Source organism: Paenibacillus sp. FSL P2-0121 (assembly GCF_037975345.1).
Taxonomy (GTDB): Bacteria; Bacillota; Bacilli; order Paenibacillales; family Paenibacillaceae; genus Paenibacillus_AQ; species Paenibacillus_AQ odorifer.
Genome location: NZ_CP150245.1, coordinates 381,851 through 400,952 on the forward strand (window position 1 = coordinate 381,851; position 19,102 = coordinate 400,952).

At 44.6% G+C, this 19,102-nt stretch carries 14 protein-coding genes; 10 read left to right on the plus strand and 4 right to left on the minus strand.

Annotation, left to right across the window (positions count from 1 at the left end; translation table 11 throughout):
- Positions 1 to 35 precede the first annotated feature (35 nt).
- From MKY54_RS01705 to MKY54_RS01740, 8 genes are all read left to right on the plus strand, one after another.
- On the plus strand, positions 36 to 1,346 hold the full coding sequence (locus MKY54_RS01705; RefSeq protein WP_076282401.1) for a phosphoribosyltransferase family protein: 1,311 nt from the start codon (positions 36 to 38) through the stop codon (positions 1,344 to 1,346).
- Positions 1,327 to 2,478, plus strand: coding sequence for a cysteine protease StiP family protein (locus MKY54_RS01710; RefSeq protein ID WP_339189218.1), 1,152 nt, complete (start codon positions 1,327 to 1,329; stop codon positions 2,476 to 2,478). Before MKY54_RS01705 ends, MKY54_RS01710 begins: the two co-directional genes overlap by 20 nt.
- Positions 2,475 to 3,308 carry an HAD family hydrolase gene (locus tag MKY54_RS01715; RefSeq protein ID WP_076278940.1) on the plus strand — a complete coding sequence of 278 codons (834 nt, stop codon included), beginning with the start codon at positions 2,475 to 2,477 and terminating at the stop codon, positions 3,306 to 3,308. The genes MKY54_RS01710 and MKY54_RS01715 overlap by 4 nt, the downstream gene beginning before the upstream one ends.
- Entirely contained in the window at positions 3,305 to 4,360 is a 1,056-nt protein-coding gene (locus MKY54_RS01720; RefSeq protein WP_076185601.1) for an ATP-grasp domain-containing protein, read from the plus strand. Before MKY54_RS01715 ends, MKY54_RS01720 begins: the two co-directional genes overlap by 4 nt.
- 34 nt (positions 4,361 to 4,394) lie before the next feature.
- On the plus strand, positions 4,395 to 5,102 hold the full coding sequence (locus MKY54_RS01725; RefSeq protein ID WP_076278972.1) for a hypothetical protein: 708 nt from the start codon (positions 4,395 to 4,397) through the stop codon (positions 5,100 to 5,102).
- An 11-nt stretch (positions 5,103 to 5,113) separates the two neighbouring features.
- Entirely contained in the window at positions 5,114 to 6,214 is a 1,101-nt protein-coding gene (locus MKY54_RS01730; protein ID WP_036687432.1) for a toxic anion resistance protein, read from the plus strand.
- Positions 6,215 to 6,673: 459 nt separating this feature from the next.
- Positions 6,674 to 7,462: a formate/nitrite transporter family protein gene (locus tag MKY54_RS01735; RefSeq protein ID WP_076124688.1), complete on the plus strand. Its 789-nt coding sequence runs from the start codon at positions 6,674 to 6,676 to the stop codon at positions 7,460 to 7,462.
- Positions 7,463 to 7,654: 192 nt separating this feature from the next.
- Entirely contained in the window at positions 7,655 to 9,271 is a 1,617-nt protein-coding gene (locus MKY54_RS01740; protein WP_312150054.1) for an ATP-binding protein, read from the plus strand.
- A 90-nt stretch (positions 9,272 to 9,361) separates the two neighbouring features.
- Here the strand turns inward: MKY54_RS01740 and MKY54_RS01745 are convergent, their stop codons facing one another.
- Positions 9,362 to 11,644 carry a TPM domain-containing protein gene (locus MKY54_RS01745; RefSeq protein WP_339189221.1) on the minus strand — a complete coding sequence of 761 codons (2,283 nt, stop codon included), beginning with the start codon at positions 11,642 to 11,644 and terminating at the stop codon, positions 9,362 to 9,364.
- A 175-nt stretch (positions 11,645 to 11,819) separates the two neighbouring features.
- Positions 11,820 to 11,963 carry a hypothetical protein gene (locus MKY54_RS01750; RefSeq protein WP_167348483.1) on the minus strand — a complete coding sequence of 48 codons (144 nt, stop codon included), beginning with the start codon at positions 11,961 to 11,963 and terminating at the stop codon, positions 11,820 to 11,822.
- Between the two features lie 305 nt (positions 11,964 to 12,268).
- Here MKY54_RS01750 and MKY54_RS01755 point away from each other — a divergent pair, with 305 nt between their 5' ends.
- On the plus strand, positions 12,269 to 15,391 hold the full coding sequence (locus tag MKY54_RS01755) for an EAL domain-containing protein (protein ID WP_076185608.1): 3,123 nt from the start codon (positions 12,269 to 12,271) through the stop codon (positions 15,389 to 15,391).
- A 118-nt stretch (positions 15,392 to 15,509) separates the two neighbouring features.
- Here the strand turns inward: MKY54_RS01755 and MKY54_RS01760 are convergent, their stop codons facing one another.
- Entirely contained in the window at positions 15,510 to 16,604 is a 1,095-nt protein-coding gene (locus MKY54_RS01760; protein ID WP_339189224.1) for a GGDEF domain-containing protein, read from the minus strand.
- 234 nt (positions 16,605 to 16,838) lie between these two features.
- Here MKY54_RS01760 and MKY54_RS01765 point away from each other — a divergent pair, with 234 nt between their 5' ends.
- Entirely contained in the window at positions 16,839 to 18,353 is a 1,515-nt protein-coding gene (locus MKY54_RS01765; protein WP_339189226.1) for a methyl-accepting chemotaxis protein, read from the plus strand.
- 74 nt (positions 18,354 to 18,427) lie between these two features.
- On the opposite strand, the gene MKY54_RS01770 is transcribed toward MKY54_RS01765, so the two are convergent.
- A complete protein-coding gene (locus tag MKY54_RS01770; RefSeq protein ID WP_339189228.1) occupies positions 18,428 to 19,000 on the minus strand; it encodes a nucleotidyltransferase family protein in 573 nt (190 codons plus the stop codon).
- Positions 19,001 to 19,102: the final 102 nt, after the last annotated feature.

Below are 19,102 nucleotides of genomic sequence, written 5' to 3' on the forward strand. Positions count from 1 at the left end.
ACCCCTTTCATATGCCTCTGGATTCTTTATTTTCTATGGCGGCGCGAATTAATAAAAAACGAACTTTTCTGTTTGTCAGTAAGGTGCTTGGCAAGCATATCCCCGTCGATCCGTATACTTCACTTCTAAGCGGAGCAGCGTTGGCGCTGCTGTTATATCAAGAGATGAACGGCGATTCCGTGGATAGTGATCGTATGACAAAGTTATTGGATATGGCGGTTCATGGGCTGATTCATCCTGAATTTGCTAAGGAAGCCTATCAACATTTACTAGCGGCCCGGCTGGTTTTGCCCAAGCCTGTGGTTTTTATTGGATTCGCAGAAACGGCAACTGCACTGGGTCACAGTGTGTACAACATCTTTGCTGAGCAGGCATCCTATATTCATACTACGCGTGAGCATATTCCTGATTTGGAGTCTGTTGTAAGTTTTGTAGAAGAGCATTCCCATGCAGTTGATCATCTATGTTATGCCTTGGATACCGAACTCTTATCTGGGACAGAGCCCATTATATTGGTAGATGACGAGATTACGACCGGGAAAACCGCGATCAATACAATTCGAGATATTCAGTCAAAATTCCCGCGGGAGGAATATGTGGTAGTCTCTCTTCTGGATTGGAGAAGCGGCAGCAATCTTCAACACTATAGTGAGCTTGAGCAGGAGCTGGGGATTCGCATTAAGTCGTTATGTCTGCTGCAAGGGAATATTGAAGTGATAGGTTCACCGGTGTTTAATAAGGATACTGAGCAGCTGGATAGAGAGGCCATTTCTGAGTGTGAGGTTGTAACTACTTATGCTCAAGATGGAATGGAACGACTGGAGGTATCCTCTATCGATTCCTATGGTGAGATCAACACAGCGCCGTATATGAAATATAGTGGACGGTTCGGAATGGAGTCACAGGATAATCTGGAGCTTGATCAGGGTGTGAAACGAATAGCTGAGCAGCTGCGGCAATTGCGTAGAGGACCGAAAGCCTTGGTAATGGGTGTAGGAGAATTTATGTATCTTCCGATGAGAGTGGCAGCGGAAATGGGGGAAGGGATTGCTTACCAGTCTTCCACTAGAAGTCCAATTCACCCTGAGCGTCGGCCGGATTATGGGGTACATAGTGCTGCTGCGTATCCTTCAGCTGGTGACCCGGAAATCACAAACTTTATTTATAATATAGCTCCTGGTCAATACGATGATATATTTGTGCTGATTGAGCGTGATGTACCGCATGAGCGTATGAAACCTATGCTTGATATACTGAAGAAACTGGCCCGCCATAAAGTGCATCTTATTGTACTGACCTCGGAAAGAAGAAGTGGAGGCCCTACCTATGAAGGGAACAGTAACTGAAAAAATTCTAAACAGAAGTATAGCCGAACCGGTTCCGCTAGGCAGCTATTCTCCGTCAGATGTTATATTTTTGCTTAAGGATCTGAGCGATGTTTCACTGGAGCGGGCGACTGACGAAAGAGAGGCCGCCATTCAATCAGGTGTACACTACTCTGAGATGCTGCCCGTGGAATATCAGCCTACTGAGCAGTATATTGAGTTATTTCACGAGACGCTGGAGCAATCTGCGGAGAAGGTCGCTCTAGCAGTAGCGGTAGTCTCTGAGATGATTGTCGCTCAAAGGGGACTTGATACGGTGTTAGTCTCTTTGGCAAGAGCGGGAACACCAATTGGTGTACTGATTAAGCGTTATATCCAAGAGCGATATGGTGCTGATCTGCCGCATTATAGTATCTCTATCATTCGGGGCAAGGGGATTGATGAGAACGCAATCCTTTATATTCTGCAAAAGCACGGGCTTGACGCTGATTTGCAGTTTGTCGACGGATGGACGGGGAAAGGGGCTATTCGCCAGGTATTGATTGAAGCGTGCAACAGCCTGTATGAGAAATATGGCATTCGGCTAAATGATGACCTGGCCGTATTGGCTGATCCCGGGAACTGTTCAGGCACGTTCGGGACTAGAGAGGATTATCTTATTCCTAGTGCATGCCTCAATTCTACAGTGTCAGGACTGATGAGCCGGACAGTGCTGCGCGATGATTTAATCGGTCCGGAAGAATTCCATGGGGCTAAATTCTACAAGGAATGGCTCGATACGGATGTATCCAATGTATTCATTGCGGCGATCTGCCCGTATTTCTCCTCCGTTGCGGAAAAAGCACAAGCGATTGCTGAACAGATGCAGCAATCGTCGCCAGAAATTACATGGCAGGGCCTGCGTGATATTCAGAGTATTCAAGAAGTGTTCGGCATAGATAACATCAATTTGGTCAAGCCCGGAGTCGGAGAAACTACCCGAGTGCTGCTGCGCAGAGTACCGTGGAAGATTCTTGTCGATACTATGGATAATCCAAATCTTCGTCATATTATTCTCTTAGCAGAGGATAGAGGGGTTCCAGTAGAAGTATTCCCTGGACTCACCTACTCCTGTTGCGGGATTATTAAGCCGCTGAGAGGTGAGACGGAATGATCTATGCCAGTGATTTGGACCGAACGTTAATCTATTCCTTAAATGCAATCGGTGTCCCGGAGAATACTCCGGGCCTGGTTCCTGCGGAGGTTGTGGATGGTAAGACGGTTTCATACATTTCGCAAAAAGCATTGGCTGATCTGATGGAGCTTACTTCCCGTATTATCTTTATGCCCGTTACAACACGTACCATAGCGCAGTATAAGCGTATTAATCTGTTTCAAGACACGATTATTCCAGACTACGCGATTACTAGTAATGGCGGGAATATTCTGATTGGTGGCGAAGTAGATAAGAGCTGGAGAGCTTCGGTGGGCAGGCTTGTTCAAAATGAATCGGCTGCGGCAGAAGAAGTTAGAATGCACGTTAGGTCTGTAGTGCACGAGGAATGGATCATTAGTGAGCGGTATTGTGATGATTTATTTTATACTTTTGTAGTAGTGCGTGATTTATTACCTATGGATGAGATCACGAATCTGGCAGAGCAATTATACGATTTGGGCTGGCGGATATCCTTACAAGGACGCAAGCTATATGTCGTTCCTGCCGCTGTGAATAAAAGTGATGCGATTGTTCATGTGCGCCGGACGGTTCGGTCAGAACCGATGGTAGCATCGGGAGATTCCTTGTTGGATAAGAGTTTACTAGAAAGTGCGGACTATGCGATTGCTCCTTGTCATGGAGAAATATTTGCAGAGCAGCAGAGTGGTCTTGTAAAATCAAGGTATCCCTTTACGAAGCAAGCGGGTGTTTTTGCTGGTGATGAAATTCTACAGTATGTAAACATGATCTATAATAACTTAACCGTATTGGGAGTTGGGCCACTATGAAAAAGGTAAACATTTATTTCAATCGCTGGTTTTCCGTCGCTTACCATTATATGAATCTCATCCGCAATAATGAGGATGGCGTTCCTGTACAAATCTTCGCCACGCATCCTGATATTCACCATATGTCCCTTCAAGGTGCTGATGTTGCTGGGACTGAACCAGCACTGACTGGAATAGAATATGTTCAATTCTGCGTGGATTTCTGTCGCCGCAATGAGATCGATATCTTCATTCCACGGTTACATATGCTGGATATAGCTTTGCATGCTGCTATGTTTGATGCGATTGGCACCAAGGTTCTGGTCTGTAGAGATTTGGACTTATTGGAGACCATCATGGATAAGGGGAAGTTCTACGAAAGTGTTAAGGAAACAGGGATTATGACAATTCCTGATTATCATGTGGTGAGTACAGCAGAGCAGTTCAAAGAGGCTTATCATGATCTTGTAGCCAAAGGACACCACGTATGCTTTAAACCCACGGAGACAGAGGGAGGCCTTGGCTTCCGTATCATTGATAACACACGTAGTCCTTTACAGGAGCTGTTTGGTCATGTAACTCCGCTGATATCCTTCGATGAGGCCTATCGTATTCTGGGAAGTGAACCTACATTCCCTGAACTTATGGTGATGGAATTGCTGGAAGGTTATGAATACAGTATAGATTGCTTGTCAGATGAGAATGGCAGGCTGTTAGCGGCTGTACCCCGTCGTAAAGCTGGCGGTCGTCTGCGGCTGATGGAGCATATTCCGGAGCTGGAGGAGATCGCTTCCCGGGTAGCAGAGGTATATAAAATACCTTTCAATTTCAATATTCAAATGAAGTATAGTGGTGGAATTCCTAAACTGCTGGAGATTAACCCCCGGATGTCTGGAGGTCTTCATATTTCTTGTCTGTCTGGAATTAACTTTCCATACCTGGCTGTCAAAAGTGCACTCGGCGGAGAGGTCCAGCCTGCGGAGTTCGGCGATAATGTGCTTGCCAGCCATGTAGAGCAGCCGCTAATTATGAAAATAAACGGCGAATCCGTAATTCCGGATCCCGTGAATTGAGCGTTCGCAATCTCGCTCACAAGAGGTGAGAAAAATTAAATTTAAATCGAAAATATTGCTGTATGCCGGTATTGGCTATGTTGTCGCTGTATTAACGAGTTCTTTTTTGCCTGAGTTACTCTCCTTGCTGTTGCCTGTAGCGGGTGCAGCGGTAGGGGTTCTTGCAACGAGAAGTCCAAGAACCAACCTTCCGGCTGAGGTGCTGCCAGCAGGTCCAGAGACGGTGCCTGTTGCTCCAGCTCCCTCTGCAAATGCTCCGCAATTACCTAGTGTGGCAAATAATGCTGCACCAGGTAATCCGGGCAATAGTGGTAGAACTGAGGCCGAACCAACGAAGATTGGACCGGAATTTGCTCCAGTAGTTGAGTACCTTAGCATTCTGGAAGATATGATTATCTCCGAGGGGCAGAAGGATACACTGGACAATGAAATTGTCGAGAAATCACTGGCGCTTTTTGCGAGACTTCAACGTGTAATTCCGCTGCTGCAGGAGCTCAATAATGGCGATATTAATCATACGGTCCGCAGATTGATTCTGAAGGATTTAAATGGTGTGATTAACCCATTTTTGCGCCTAAGTGGTGAAGCGAAGACGAAGAATCGGAGAACGCTGCTGAACGGTCTAAGAGATGTTGATTCCAAAATATCGGATATTGCTTCGACGATCGAACATAAAGACCTGATGGAACTTCAGACGAAGGCGGAACTGATTCATCAGCGGTATAGCAGTTCCGAATTATAGGAGGGAAACCCATGTCCACGCAGTTGATCCAATTAAAAAAAGAAGATGAACAAAAGGTAGTCGAAGAAGCCGCACAATTGATCGAGAAGGTATCCCAGACAGATACAGTCACGTTGGATTCTTTAATGGATGATATCGGGAAGCTTGGGGTGAAGACGCAGGAAAAAGCAGGCCAAACGCTCAAGCTGCTGGATCGTCCGGTAAATGACCTGATGTCCGGTAAGCGTGTTGAAGTGCCTAACATGATTATGAAGCTGCGGAATGAGTGTGAAAATCTGCAACAGAGTAAGAATGTTAGCTTTTTCGGCAAAATGCTGCGGAAGAGTCCGATGAAGAACTATGTGTACAAATATCAGTCTGTCCGCACAAATATTGATGCGATTGTTACTGGTCTACGCGACGGCAGAGATACCCTCGAAGAGAGTATTGTAAATATGCGCCAGCTGAAACGTACCTCTATGGAGGAGATCTATAACCTTCAAACCAAAATTGCCTTCGGCAATAAGCTAAAAGAGCTGTTCGAGGTGGAGATTGCGAAGCCTGAGAATGAGTTCCGTAAAGCTTATCTGGAGCGTGGTCTGCGTAAAGTGATGGTTCGTATTCAGTCCATGACAGAGATGATTCTGCTCTACAATCAAGCGATTGCTGCTACAGATATCATCAATGACAATAATGATAAACTGATCGATTCCGTAAATAATGCGATTGATAAAACTTCTAATCTGATTACAGTGTCGGCAATGATTGCGATGTCGCTGGCCGATCAGGAGAATGTTATCAACGCTGTAGAAGCAACAAATAAGACGATTGAAGATCAGTTTAAAGAAAATGCACGCTTGCTGCGTACGACTACAGAAAAAACGACCGAGCTTCTATCCAAACCTTCCATGTCTATGGAAGCCGTGAATCAAGCGATCGGCGATCTGCTTAGCGCATTGGATACTTCGGAACAGTCAAACCGTCGTATTATCGAAAGCTGCCAGGATTATACATCCAAAATGACGACGATCAATACCCAACTGGGCAATCGTCTAGGACTCAATGAAGCGGACAAGCCTGAGGCGCTGAAACAAGGTGAAGCAGAGAGCCAACTGAGCAGCTTCTTGAACTAATTGTTTTTAAAAAAAGTTCATAAAAATATAGCAGAGCAGTGATTCTTCATTTCTGGGGGTTCGCTGCTCTGCTTTTTTTTGGATATGAAGTAGCTTACTTCAACTACATAGGCGTAAACGTGATCTAATCAAATGATGTTTACTGTAGCCAAACATAAAGCCCTATTCAAATACATAAGTTGTCACAAGACTACATGTGGAGGAAGTGGGGATAGGCTATGGTTTTAGGCTGTTTGATACTCGTGCTTATCATCGTCGCCAGCAGTGAAAAAGCAGAAGCCATTGCTAAAATGAATGAAGACAATTAGCAAGAGGTAGCTTCGCTTCCCCGTAAGTATTCAGGGATTTTTTGCCGCGAGTTGGTTCAAGTAATTTCCAGCGGGTTATTGGGTATAATAACGCAAGGCTGTCGATTAGCCCATAATCAGCTGGAAATACCAAAATCCCTAAGGAGGTCACATGGAGAACGAGGCACTGCTTCAGGTTGAACAATTAGCACTTAAGAAACAGAAGATATTCCGGCAAAGCGTAATGCGCTATATTGCCAGAGCCATGCTGGCCAGTATGTTTATCGGATTCGGTGTAATTGTAGCATTTAAGACAGGCAACTATTTCTTTATGGAGCAATCCCCCTTTGCATATCCAATGGCTGCGATTACTTTCGGAGCGGCTATTATTCTAATTTCTTTTGGTGGTGGCGATTTATTCACCGGAGATACTTTTTATTACACATACACGGCACTAAGACGGAAAATGAAATGGTCTGAGGTTGTCCGCATGTGGATCATGAGTTATATCGGTAATATTCTTGGGGCTGCCGTTTTTGCCTTGCTGATTTTTTTGACAGGACTGTTCTATAGCTCAGATGTAAACGGTTTTTTGCTATATGTAGTGGAGCATAAGATGGAAGCCCCGGCAGGTCAGCTTTTCTTTCGGGCTATTCTTTGTAACTGGCTCGTTTGTATGGCTTTTTTTATACCGATGAATATGAAAGGCGATGGGGCCAAAATGTTCGCCATGGTCTTATTCGTATTCTGTTTTTTCATCTCCGGCTATGAACATAGTATTGCCAATATGTGTACCTTTGCGATTGCGCTAGTACTTGATCATCCCGGAACGGTATCGTGGTATGGCGTGGTGCATAACCTTGTCCCCGTTACGATCGGCAATTTAATTGGCGGTGGCGTACTGATGGGGGTAATGTATTATTATGTGAATAAACCTTTTTTGGATGATACTAAGCATTAACAGAAAAATAGAAAATAATAATCCTCCAAAACTTCGCTCTTGTATAGGGGTGGAGTTTTTTTGTGCAGAAAGTTATTTTTTAACATTGGGATTATTTGATTTTTAAGGATTGAAAAGGATTAGAGGGAGAGAGGTAGAATACATAATTATGCAATGCAAAATTGAAGATTCATACAGAATGGGGTAAGGGCTTTGGATGAGACAACAGGGATACTGACGGATGAGACCATTATTAAGGCTTCCAATCAGCATTGTATTGACCAAGGAATTGATCCTGAGCAACCGCCTGTCTTTGCAAAGGGATATTCTACTGATGAATTGGGGGCACAGCTTAGCGCATATAGTGAAGTGATTGAGGTTATCGAATTTTTTGTCAAAAAATTTCTTTCCTCAGTCAAAGGGAACCCGATCCTAGTTACGATTTCGGATGATGCAGGTTATCTATTGGCGTTCCAAGGAGATGCGACGATTATTGATCTCGTAGGACAGGTAGGCATCAAAGAAGGCGTGCAGATGAATAAAGAGGTGGGTACCAATTCAATCGCTTTAGCCCTTGAATATCAGAGGCCATTCCAGCTGACAGGACGAGACCATTTCCATCATATTTTGCATCATTTAGTATGCTGTACAGCTCCATTTTATAAAGAAAATGGGCAAGAAATTTTAGGAACAATTTCATTTATGGCAGATATAGATGTAGCCCATCCCCATTTGCTGCCTCTGCTCTGTACGATGGCTGACTCGATTGAACGTGAGATTTTGTTGCGGAGAGGGAATTCTCAGCTGCAATTATTAAATCGGATTTTGCTAGAGACCAATTACTTAGGGGTAATCATAACAGATCAATTCGGAACAGTCGTGAATATAAATGAGAACGGTTTAGCTATGCTTCATTTGGGTGGTGAGCATCAAGAGTCTGTTGTTGGAACTAGTGTCTTTGAAATTAGGAATGTGGGCGCATACTTTCAACATGTCATCATACATCATGTCGCATGTGCCGGGTTAGAAGTGATTCAGGAGAAAAACGGGTTGTTCGAGCATTATATGTTAGATGTACTACCCGTTTACGATGCGAATGGTTACTTAGCGCGTGTGATTGGAAGTTTGCGCAACATCACGGAGATGAAAAGAACGGAAGAAGTGCTGCGCAATACAGAAAAGCTAGTGGTCGCAGGACAACTGGCTATGAGCATTGCACATGAGATCCGCAATCCCCTGACTACGGTGAAAGGGATGCTTCAACTGGCTAATAAAGATTCACGACTGCTGCATTATGATCTCATTATGTCTGAAGTGGAAAGAATGAATCTTATTGTGAGCGAGTTTCTTATTCTGGGTAAACCGCAGGCTGCGCATTATATGACTGAACAATGTAGCACGATCCTGCTGGAAGTATTGAATATCTTCGCGATTCAGGTGGAAATGAATAATATAGTGTTAAATACAAAGATCCATTATGATGCTGAGATCGAATGTGACCGCAATCAGATTAAGCAGATTTTCCTCAATATCCTAAGAAATTCAATGGAAGCTTTGCCTTTTGGCGGGAGCATTACAGTGACTCTTGATGTGAAGGATGAATTTCAGGTGATTACCTTCACCGATAATGGAGAGGGGATGAATAAGGAAGTTCTGGATAAATTAGGAGAGCCTTTTCACACGACTAGAGGCGATGGGAATGGACTTGGCTTCATGATTGTCAAAAAAATCGTGACTGCCCACAGAGGATATGTGGCAATAGCTAGTGAAGAGGGAGTAGGCACGGCCGTTACAATTTATCTTCCGATGGCACATTCATACCACAAATAAAACAGCAATAATTCATAATTAAAAAGACTCTTCCGCCCATATAAGCGAAAGAGTCTTTTTGTATATCCATTTGCATCTAATGGTGAGGAATTACCACTTAGAGCCACCCGATGAATTTCCACCGGATTTGCCGCCGCCACCGCCCCAAGAAGAGCCGCCGGAGGATTTGCCTCCACTGCCGCCACCACCCCAGGAAGAGCCGCCGGAGGAACGTCCCCCACCGAATCCGCCTGAAGAAGGAGGACCAGAGGACATCCGTTTACGGGCTTGTGCACGCCGCTGTTGCTCTCTCATCATGGCTAGCTGGGCAAGCCGTTCTTCCTCTTCTTTTTGGCGAACGATTCGGTTCGCTTCATTCACAAAGGAAGTGATCTGAGCGTCATAAGCGCGGCCAATCGATTCCAATTCCTCCAGGTTGTAAGGCCGGGATGACAACCGTTGCTCCAACTGGCTATATTCCGGTAGTAAGGATAACTCAAAGCGGATTCTGGAAGATAAGCCTCTGCTGTGCAGCATTCGCTGGGTCGTCTCTACCCGACTTTGTCCTTCGGAGAAGAGACGTTGTACTTTATCCAGTCTTTCATTTAATGTATTTAGACTTTCAGAGACGCCGTCATATTGCCGGCCAGCTTCATCCTGCAAGGACAGCAAGCGCTCCAGCGCATCGTGGGCCTTGTCATATTCGCCCCGTTCATCACTGGTCCAGTTCTCAATTTGTGCCACTTCACCTGCGCCTTCCCGAAGACGTGTGCTCCACTCCGTCAGAATGTTCTCTACGGTAGCTACATGCTGTTCTTCGAAATGTACACGTGCTTCTGTAATTCGGGCCTGCAGCTCGTCTCGCCGCTGCTTCAAGTGGCTCCATGTGGTGCGGAATGTCTCTAGATCTCTGCGGTTATTCTGCCGCAGCAGTGCTTGCTGCTCTGTCATAGCAACAGCTTCATCCAGAAGCAGATCTAGACTGGCGCCGATTCTGCGCACCTCATCCATATCTCCTATACGCAGCGGCGCTTCAAGAGTCAACGATTCTACGCGGGCCTGCTCCAGGTGGTCATATGGCTTAACCTTCATATTGTGCAGTGAATTCTGTTCAATGATCCCGGTGATTTTGGCACGTGCCGCAGCTAATACCGTAGGAAATTTGTTTAGCTTATCATCATAGAGATCAACATCCTTCAGATCCTGTTCGATTTTTTCCTGACGTTCTTGTGCATCCTCGGTAACCTCTTGTGCAGCAATGGGATCAAAAAGCTCCAATTGGTCTGCCTTAGCAGTTTCCTCCGCAAGCTCCTTAAGTTCCTCTACAATTTCTTGAAGCTCATATCCGGTTTCTTTAACTGCACCTTGCAGCTGTTCTTCAAGCTCTGGCGTATCCTCTTTCAGCTCTGTAATACGCTGTTTGACATTGCGGTCAGCTTCGTTAATGACAGCAATGTGTTTCTCTTCCTCTTCAAGCGCTGTGCGGAAGGCAGCTTCGGTCTGCTGCAATTGTTTCACGGCTGTCTTGAGGGCAGCCAAACGATAAAATGCTGGCTGAACGCCTTGACCTTCGCTTTGTAGTGCGGAGATTTCAACGAGCTTGGCGGACAGCCGCTTGGAAATACCTTCGACTAGCTCTCCCGTCTTCCCTTGAACGATCCCTTGAAAAGGGTTTAGCGATTCCAGTGCCCGATTTGCCTGGACCATTAAATTAGATAACTGTTTCTGTTGCTCGCTAAGCTGCTTGCGTCGACGCAGACCTGTAACCATTACAAAGAGTAGAAGGAGGATTAGAAGGGCTCCGATAAGAATCGCTGCAATCATAAACATGGAGCTGCTGGAGCGGTTTACATCATTCCCGACCCCGGCTGCGCTCCCGCTTCCTGCGGTTCCTCCAGTATTGCCGGCACGATCTCCGATGGAATGGATGGCATTAATCAAAGCCTTTGTCCCGCCAGCGAAGTCCCCTTTTTGGGCATAAGGAATGAAATAGGTGTCGAGCAGTTTTTGGATGGCTGAACTTCCCGAGGACCCTCCCTGATTCTTAGACCAAGTATTTAACGAGCTTTGAAAGCCTGGATTTAAGAAATTTAGCTCAATGGACTGGTCACCAGCGGAGATCAGCAGTAGAAGATCCCGCGTGGACAGTTTCCACGAGTCGTAAACCTTGTCTGCATACTTATCAGCTGGAGTACCGTCTGTGGAATCTACAGTGAGTACATGGATGGTCATGAGTTCTCCAGTGGCGGTAGCAGAAATAGACGCGGCTTCTGCGGAACTGAACATTTCAGCGTTATCGGTAACAAATCCCTGCTGTGCAGGAATTCCAGCGGCGTATGCACCAGGTACCCATAACAGGCTGAGCATTAAGAATAAAGCTATATACTTTTTCAAGCTGACACGCTCCGATCTGAAGGACTTTTTATTCAATATATTATGCTGATAATTATACTATATCATTAACCATCAGGTGACCTGGAGATACTCCAATTATTATATAGTTATGTCTGCATACCAACAAAAAAAGCCATGCCCCTAAATAAGGGAACATGGCGTATAATCGGAAGCATTATCTTGTCGGCAGACAGAGAATGTATTGCAATCTGGATTTAATTTCTTTTTGCCATTTCAAATCTCCAACTTTAACGGCAAGATTGAGCAGATCCAGATAATCGTCAACCTGTAATGTTGTTCGGGTAGAGGTAACGTTCATGGGTGATCAGTCTCCTTTTAACTTAAATATAGTAAATTGAAATTATTAACGCTTATAATAATGATAATCATTATCAACGTTTATCGTTATTGCTATTATCCACATTTTCTATGTAAAAAGCAATATAAAAATCAAGACTTCGTAACTTTTATCATTTACAAATAAAAGAGTCCATCGAAAGATGGGGATTTGCGTATAATGTGTGGTTTTAGGAAAGAATTAGCAGGAATCTTACCATATTTTGTCGAATACTTTTTAGAATAATGCTTTAAATTCTAAATTTTAGCAAAAAGGGGAATTGGGCAATGAAGCGGTGCACAATGTTGCTTCTGATTATTTTTCTGCTTTTGCTCGTACCTCCTACAGCCGCTCACGCCGAAAGAGAGGATATAAGGTACCAAGTAGAACTGGAATATCCACCTTATAAATATGTAGAAAACGGGTATTTGACCGGGTTTGATATTAATTTGAGCACGATGATTTTTGAGAAGCAGGATTACCTTATTCACTACAGTACTGGGCAATGGGATGAAGTATACAGTCGGCTGATTCAAGGAGATATTGAGATAGCAGGTCTTATGGCAATTACGGAGTCGCGTAACCAAGAGGTGTTATTTTCAGATCCAGTTATTAAGAATTATATTTCCATCTATGCAAGGCGAGAGCTTGAGGATGAGATCGATTTAAAGACGTTGGGAAGTTATAAGATTGGGTTAGGGAATGGACAGTATTCTGCAACCGTGCTGAACAGCAAGGTGGGGATTACAAATTACATAGAATATGCAACGACTCCTGAAGCTTTGAAGGCTTTAGAAAATGGGGAAATCGACCTTCTATTTGAGAATCAGGAAGTGATTGATTATCTGATTGCAGAGCAGAAATTGAAGGGGAGTATTATCAAAAAAATGAGCAATCTCTACCCTAGGGATGTCGCTTTTGCAATAAGTAAATCCTCTCCGGAGCTAGTGACTTATGTTAACGAGAGATTGGATCGCCTGCATCGTTCAGGTGCTTTTGAAGAGCTGTATCAGCACTATTTTTTCGTTCATTCGGATTATTATAAAGTTATGATGCGCAATAGATTTATTGTGGGAGCCATTATTCTGCTCGGCCTTCTGATCATTAGTGCGGTTTTGCTAAAAATGTATATTAATCACTTACGGCGGGCGGTTTATTCGGAACAGCAATTTTTTGAGGATGTAATAGAGCATAGCGGTATGGTAGTTTGGGCTGTGCAGGCGGATAAAAAGGTAGTTCGGTTTAACAATTACGCTGAGCGAATGACGGGCCTATGCGAGAATGAAGTAGTGGGCAAAAACATTGAGGATATAGAGGGGCTGACAGGCAGTACGGCGGCTATTCGGAATCTGCTGGAAAGGGCCGTACAGCTTGACTATGTTGATAATATCGAGCATAAACTTCCTTACAATTCGCCAGCAGCGCGGTATTTTTCATTTCGGACCACCTTGTTGAAAGGATTGGATAAGCAGGCAGCTGATATTTTTGTGCTTGTAGGAGTGGATATCGATGAGCGCAAACAAAATGAGCTAAGGCTTCAGCAAAGTTATGAGGAACTGGAAGCTACTTACGAAGAGCTGTCAGCGACAGAGGTCGAGCTACAGGAGCAATTTGCTAAGCTGCAAGTAGGTGAACGACGGTTCAGTCTCGCGACAGAGGGTTCTGGTGCATACATGTGGGAGCTTGATTGGGAGACAGGACTGTATAATCTATCGGATCGCTGGTACAAGCTCATGGGCTATACGGAGGATGAAATCAATTCTTTCGAAAATGGGGTGCTTAGTATTATTCATCCCGATGACCAGCCATCATCCCAAAAGGCAAGACATGATCATCTGGCAGGTTTAACACCTATCTACGAGACGGAATACCGCATGCGGACAAAAGATAATCAGTTCGTCTGGTTTGAGGTAAGTGGTAAAGCTATCGTTGATCCAAAGAATGAAGTTGTGTTATTTATCGGTTCGCTGATTGATATTAGTAAGCGGAAGCAGGTAGAGCTAAAGCTGAGCAACAGTTATCAGGAGCTTGAGGCAACCTATGAACAGCTTACAGCCACACAGCAGGAGCTTGTAGAGCAATACGATATGCTGGTGGAGAATCAAAAACACATGCATCGTCTAGCTTATGTGGATGAGCTTAGTAATCTACCCAACCGTGTATGTCTACTGGAATCTATGGAGAAATATCTGCAATGTTCAGGAGGCAAGGCGGCGCTGTTGTTCGTAGATACCGATAATTTTAAATACATCAATGATACCTTAGGGCATAAATCCGGTGATGTTCTTATTCAGAAGGCTAGCAAAAGGCTGCAGTCGGTGGTGCGGGAAGGAGATATGCTCTCTCGGCTCGGCGGGGATGAATTCGTGATTTTTATTAAGGATATAGAAAACCACGAGGATGTGCTAGACCTGGCGGAGCGTATCATGAGAGCGTTCAGGCAGTCCTTTTTAATCGGAGAGAGTTATTTGTACGTTTCCGTAAGCATCGGAATTTCCTTTTATCCGGAAGATGGTGAGACCACCGAGCAAATCTTAAAAAATGCGGATGTCGCTATGTACCGGGCAAAAGAGGATGGTAAGGGGACTTATGTGGTATATGACAAATCTATGCATACTGCGTTTAATGAACGGATGAATATAGAGAAACATTTGCGCAGTGCCATGAATAATAATGAGTTTGAGTTATATTATCAACCGCAGGTGGATATCCAGTCTGGATTAATCTCGGGTTTTGAGGCTTTAATTCGCTGGAATAGTCCAACGCTGGGCTTTGTATCTCCACTTTCCTTTATCAAAATCGCCGAGGATTCCAGGCTGATTATTTATATTGGAGAATGGGTGCTTAGGGAATCGTGCATCTTTATGAAGGGCATTCAAGATCGTATGGGCATTCCTTACAAGATATCAGTTAACATTTCCATTATTCAACTATTGCAGGATGATTTCGTCGAGATGGTGCAGGAAAGTCTGGCTGAAAGTGGGCTAAAGCCTAGTTGTCTTGAACTGGAAATCACCGAGTCAATTTTTATGGAATCGTTTGAGAGTATCGTGAATAAGCTTCAATTCCTCAAATCCCAAGGCATTCGTATTGCGCTGGATGATTTCGGAACGGGATACTCATCTCTTAGTTATTTGCAGCAATTGCCGATTTCTACGCTTAAAATGGATAAAACCTTTATCGATTCGCTTTCGGAAAAAGCTTACAGCCAGTCTTTTGTGCAGACCATTATACAGCTGGGCCACAATATGGGGCTGGAGGTCGTTGCGGAGGGAGTGGAAGAGATCAGCCAGCTGGATTTCCTCAGAAAATCGGGCTGCGATAAGGTACAGGGATATCTGGTTAGCAGGCCTGTTCCGAAGCAGGAAGTGGTGGAGCTTTTGGAACCGCAGAAGCGTTACGGAATATAGCAGTGGATACACAGCCCTCATCTCAAGGTGGGGGTTTTTGGTATGAAATGCTTCTGAAATTAAGGCTTTGCAAAAAAAACAAGCTCCGACAGATAAACAGTGTCTGTGGAGCTTGTCACTAGCTGATGACAATTTTGTTCTTCCCGGTGTTTTTAGCTTCGTAAAGTGCATCATCAGCCTGCTGAAAAGTAGAATTTTTGGAGTCTGCACCTGTGTAATCATGCATCCCGATACTGACGGTTATGCTTTTCCCTTCCATTTCGGCAAAAGGGGTATCGGCGACTTTGGCTAGAATTTGTTGCATGATTTCATAGGATTGCTCAAAGGTTTTGGTTGTCAGAATGACAATGAATTCCTCGCCCCCGTACCGCGCGGCGAAATCATCAGGACCGATATACTCGAGCAGGATCGCTGCGACTTTTTGTAATACGATATCTCCAACGGAGTGTCCATAGCAATCATTTACTTTTTTGAAATTATCGATATCCATAACGGCAAGCTGCATGGAGAATGGATTACTCTGCTGATGCTCGATTAGCCAACCCAAATATTCGTGAAAAGTCTTGTGATTATACAGATCAGTCAGGGGATCTATCTTAGATAGACGATCCATGATTATATTCTGAATGCGTAATTCCTGTTCTGACTTGACGGAGTTCTGCAGGGATTGCATCAAATCACGTCCACGAACGATTACTGCAAAACCTGCCAAAGCAGTGCCTGCAAAAATAAGAGCGATAATGATTGTTTGGGTGATCGGTAAGTACTCGTGAATGGATGTTTTGGTGAATAAAATGATCGTGTACAGTAGAGAAATAGCAGAAGTGGCTATCATATAACTGCTCTTCAGATAGATCATCGAGACTAGTAGCGGGAACAGCATAATTAATGATTTAACATGCAACTCATCGCTGAGATTGACGATAATCAAAACCGCAAATAGATGGCTTGCAACCGTAATGGCGAGTTGGGCCCACAGAGGCCTCCATCTATAGATTACTTCTAGAATAATGATCAAACTCACTATGATGGAATCAGAAATCAACGAGTGCTCAATATAATCGTTCCTGGTAGGGGTTTCCGGACGCTGGCTCCATAAGGATAGAGAAACAATGAACTGAATACTTAAATACACAATCAGGATGATCCAGAATGAATTGAGAAGCACACGATTCCAATAGGTCTGACGAGGAGTTTGAGGTGTGGCGCGCATAATGTGATCCTCTTTTCCAGTGGCAATATGCTTATATATTCGACAATAAGCTCAGGTTTCCTCTTGATGGCTTTCTTGGAAGCGGGAGATCAACAAGCATCTTTATAAGGGGAGATTGCCTGGCCCGGGGAATGATTGATCGAAAAGGAATACTATAGAAAGTATTTCCTTTAATTAACTCTGCTGATATAATGTTAGAATACATAACATCAATCGAGTGGAGTGGAAGTAAAGATGCAGATCCGTCGAAACCAGATTTTCGTAGTCGTCCTGTTGCTTCTTGTCAGTGTGTACAGCTTATTGATTGATATGCTCTGGATGCATAAGCTGGTGATTATTCTGCTTATGGGTTCTCTAGGATGGTTCTCGCTGAATACATCCCGCTACGGTTATCGCAAAGAAGCGCTGCTGAAGGAGTCACAGAACAAAGTGGAGCTTCTTGGCAATGAGATTGTAGTTACCTCGGATCGGCTGCATGGTGCGCTTGAAGAAATCAGCCGCCATACAGAGCAGCTGCAGCAGACAGCAGATTATTCACACGCGTATGAAACGGATTTAAGGATTCGCAGCAACGAAGCTAAAGCCAATATTGAAGGGGCCTATCAGACGATGGGCGGTGTAGCCTCAGTTACAGCACATATCGAAGAATTGACGGAAAAACTAGGCTCGAATATGCAATATGCTCGGCAAGGAATGACAGCAATGGTAGATTCCCTGAGCATTGCAGATGTGGTGATGAAGGATCTGCAAACACAGAGTGGGGACATGTTAGCTAAGTTTACTGCCCTGAGTAATCATATTGCGATGGTAGAGGAGATCAATACATTGATTAACTCCATTGTGAATGAGACCTCGTTGCTCGCGCTGAATGCTTCTATTGAAGCGGCCCGGGCCGGTGAACAGGGCCGCGGATTTGCAGTAGTGGCCAGCCGGATTCGGCAGCTGGCTGATCAAAGCAAGAGCTCGGTAGACCGCTCCTCAGGCATCTTGCTTGACATTAATAATGGAGTACAGCAGGTGCTGGAATCCGTTACGAAAGAGCAAGTCTCAGTGGAGCGTGGGGTGAACGAGGTCGGCACGGTGAAGCTTCGACTCGATGATATCGCGTCGAGAGTAGATGAAGTAGGCAGCGCCGTGACGGAAACAATCGATGCTGCCGCGAAGCAGGGCAAGCTGATTGTAGAAGTGACAACGGAGCTGAGCGGTGCGGTGGCTATCGTGAATGAGACGATTGCCAATGTAGACCTTACGCTGGAGCAGGTGACACGGCAGCGGAACCAAATTGGGCAGCTGAACGAAGTCAGCGCCAATCTGTTAGCGGAGTCGCAATCCTTGCAGCAATCGGTTACTAGCATTGCGGGCAGAGCGGAAATTGAGATGAGCCAATATGCAGCCCGGCTTCAGGAAATGCAGAGTCTCTTGGAGACGATTTCCGCCAAGGAAGAACTTTACGCTCCAGATACTGAAGTTCATCAAGGTATTTTGAACGCTTACATTAAGAAAATTCCAGATGTACAAGCCATTTGGTCCAATCGGACGGATGGAACCTTTATCTACTCCGAGCCAGCGGCTGGCCTGTTGAATGCTAAGCGGCGTGATTGGTGGAATGGGGCCATGAATGAAGGTGAATATGTCTCTAAACCTTATGTATCCGCGATTACGAAACGTTCTTGTATTACATTATCTAGAGCAATCCGGAATCGTCAGGGAGATGTAGTAGGCGTGGTTGGTATTGATTTAGCGGTGTGATAAAGCAACAGCAGCAAGCCCTTCTGTAGCAGAGGCTTGCTGTTTTTTTATTCCGATGCTAACACAACTTAGCTTTAGGTAGCGCTGACCTGCAATTGCTTCCACGTTGCCTGCCAGTTTTTTTGTGCAATTCGTTTTTCATAAATAGGTAGTAAGTTCGGATTATTGTTGAAATGTGGGGTAGCCCGTAACACTACATTAATAACATCTGCAGTCCCATGCGGAGCGGTTAGGATAACTTTACCGTATTCATCTAAGGAAAGCCCAAGCGCTGTAGCTGTTTCCGGAAACTTGGAGATGGCATCTACAGATGACGTATAGGGCGCAAGGTTGTTAATGGTATGCATTCTTGCTTCATTCTTAACGGACCATGGCACATGGGGATCTAAATTTCTTAGTTTTGCCTCCCATTGCTTTTCCACTTCCTCATGAAGATTGCTGCCGTCATAATAAATAACATCAATATCTGGCAAAGGGGTCCGCTCTTCAAAGCCATGTAAGGTATCCCAGATTTTTGAACGTACAAACCCAGCACAAACCCACCAGTCAGGTAACTGTAGCGATCTGGCATTTTCTAAAATATCCATCATCCAGGGGTCATTATGTACAAGCTGAATGATATCTGCCTCGTGTTCTATCTTGTGCAAACTGCCACCTCCGAATATTCATGCTTCCAATCTGTTAATATCATACAACAAGAGTTTCAATAGAGGTATAAAGGGACAGGCTGAATGGACAGAGGCATGAAC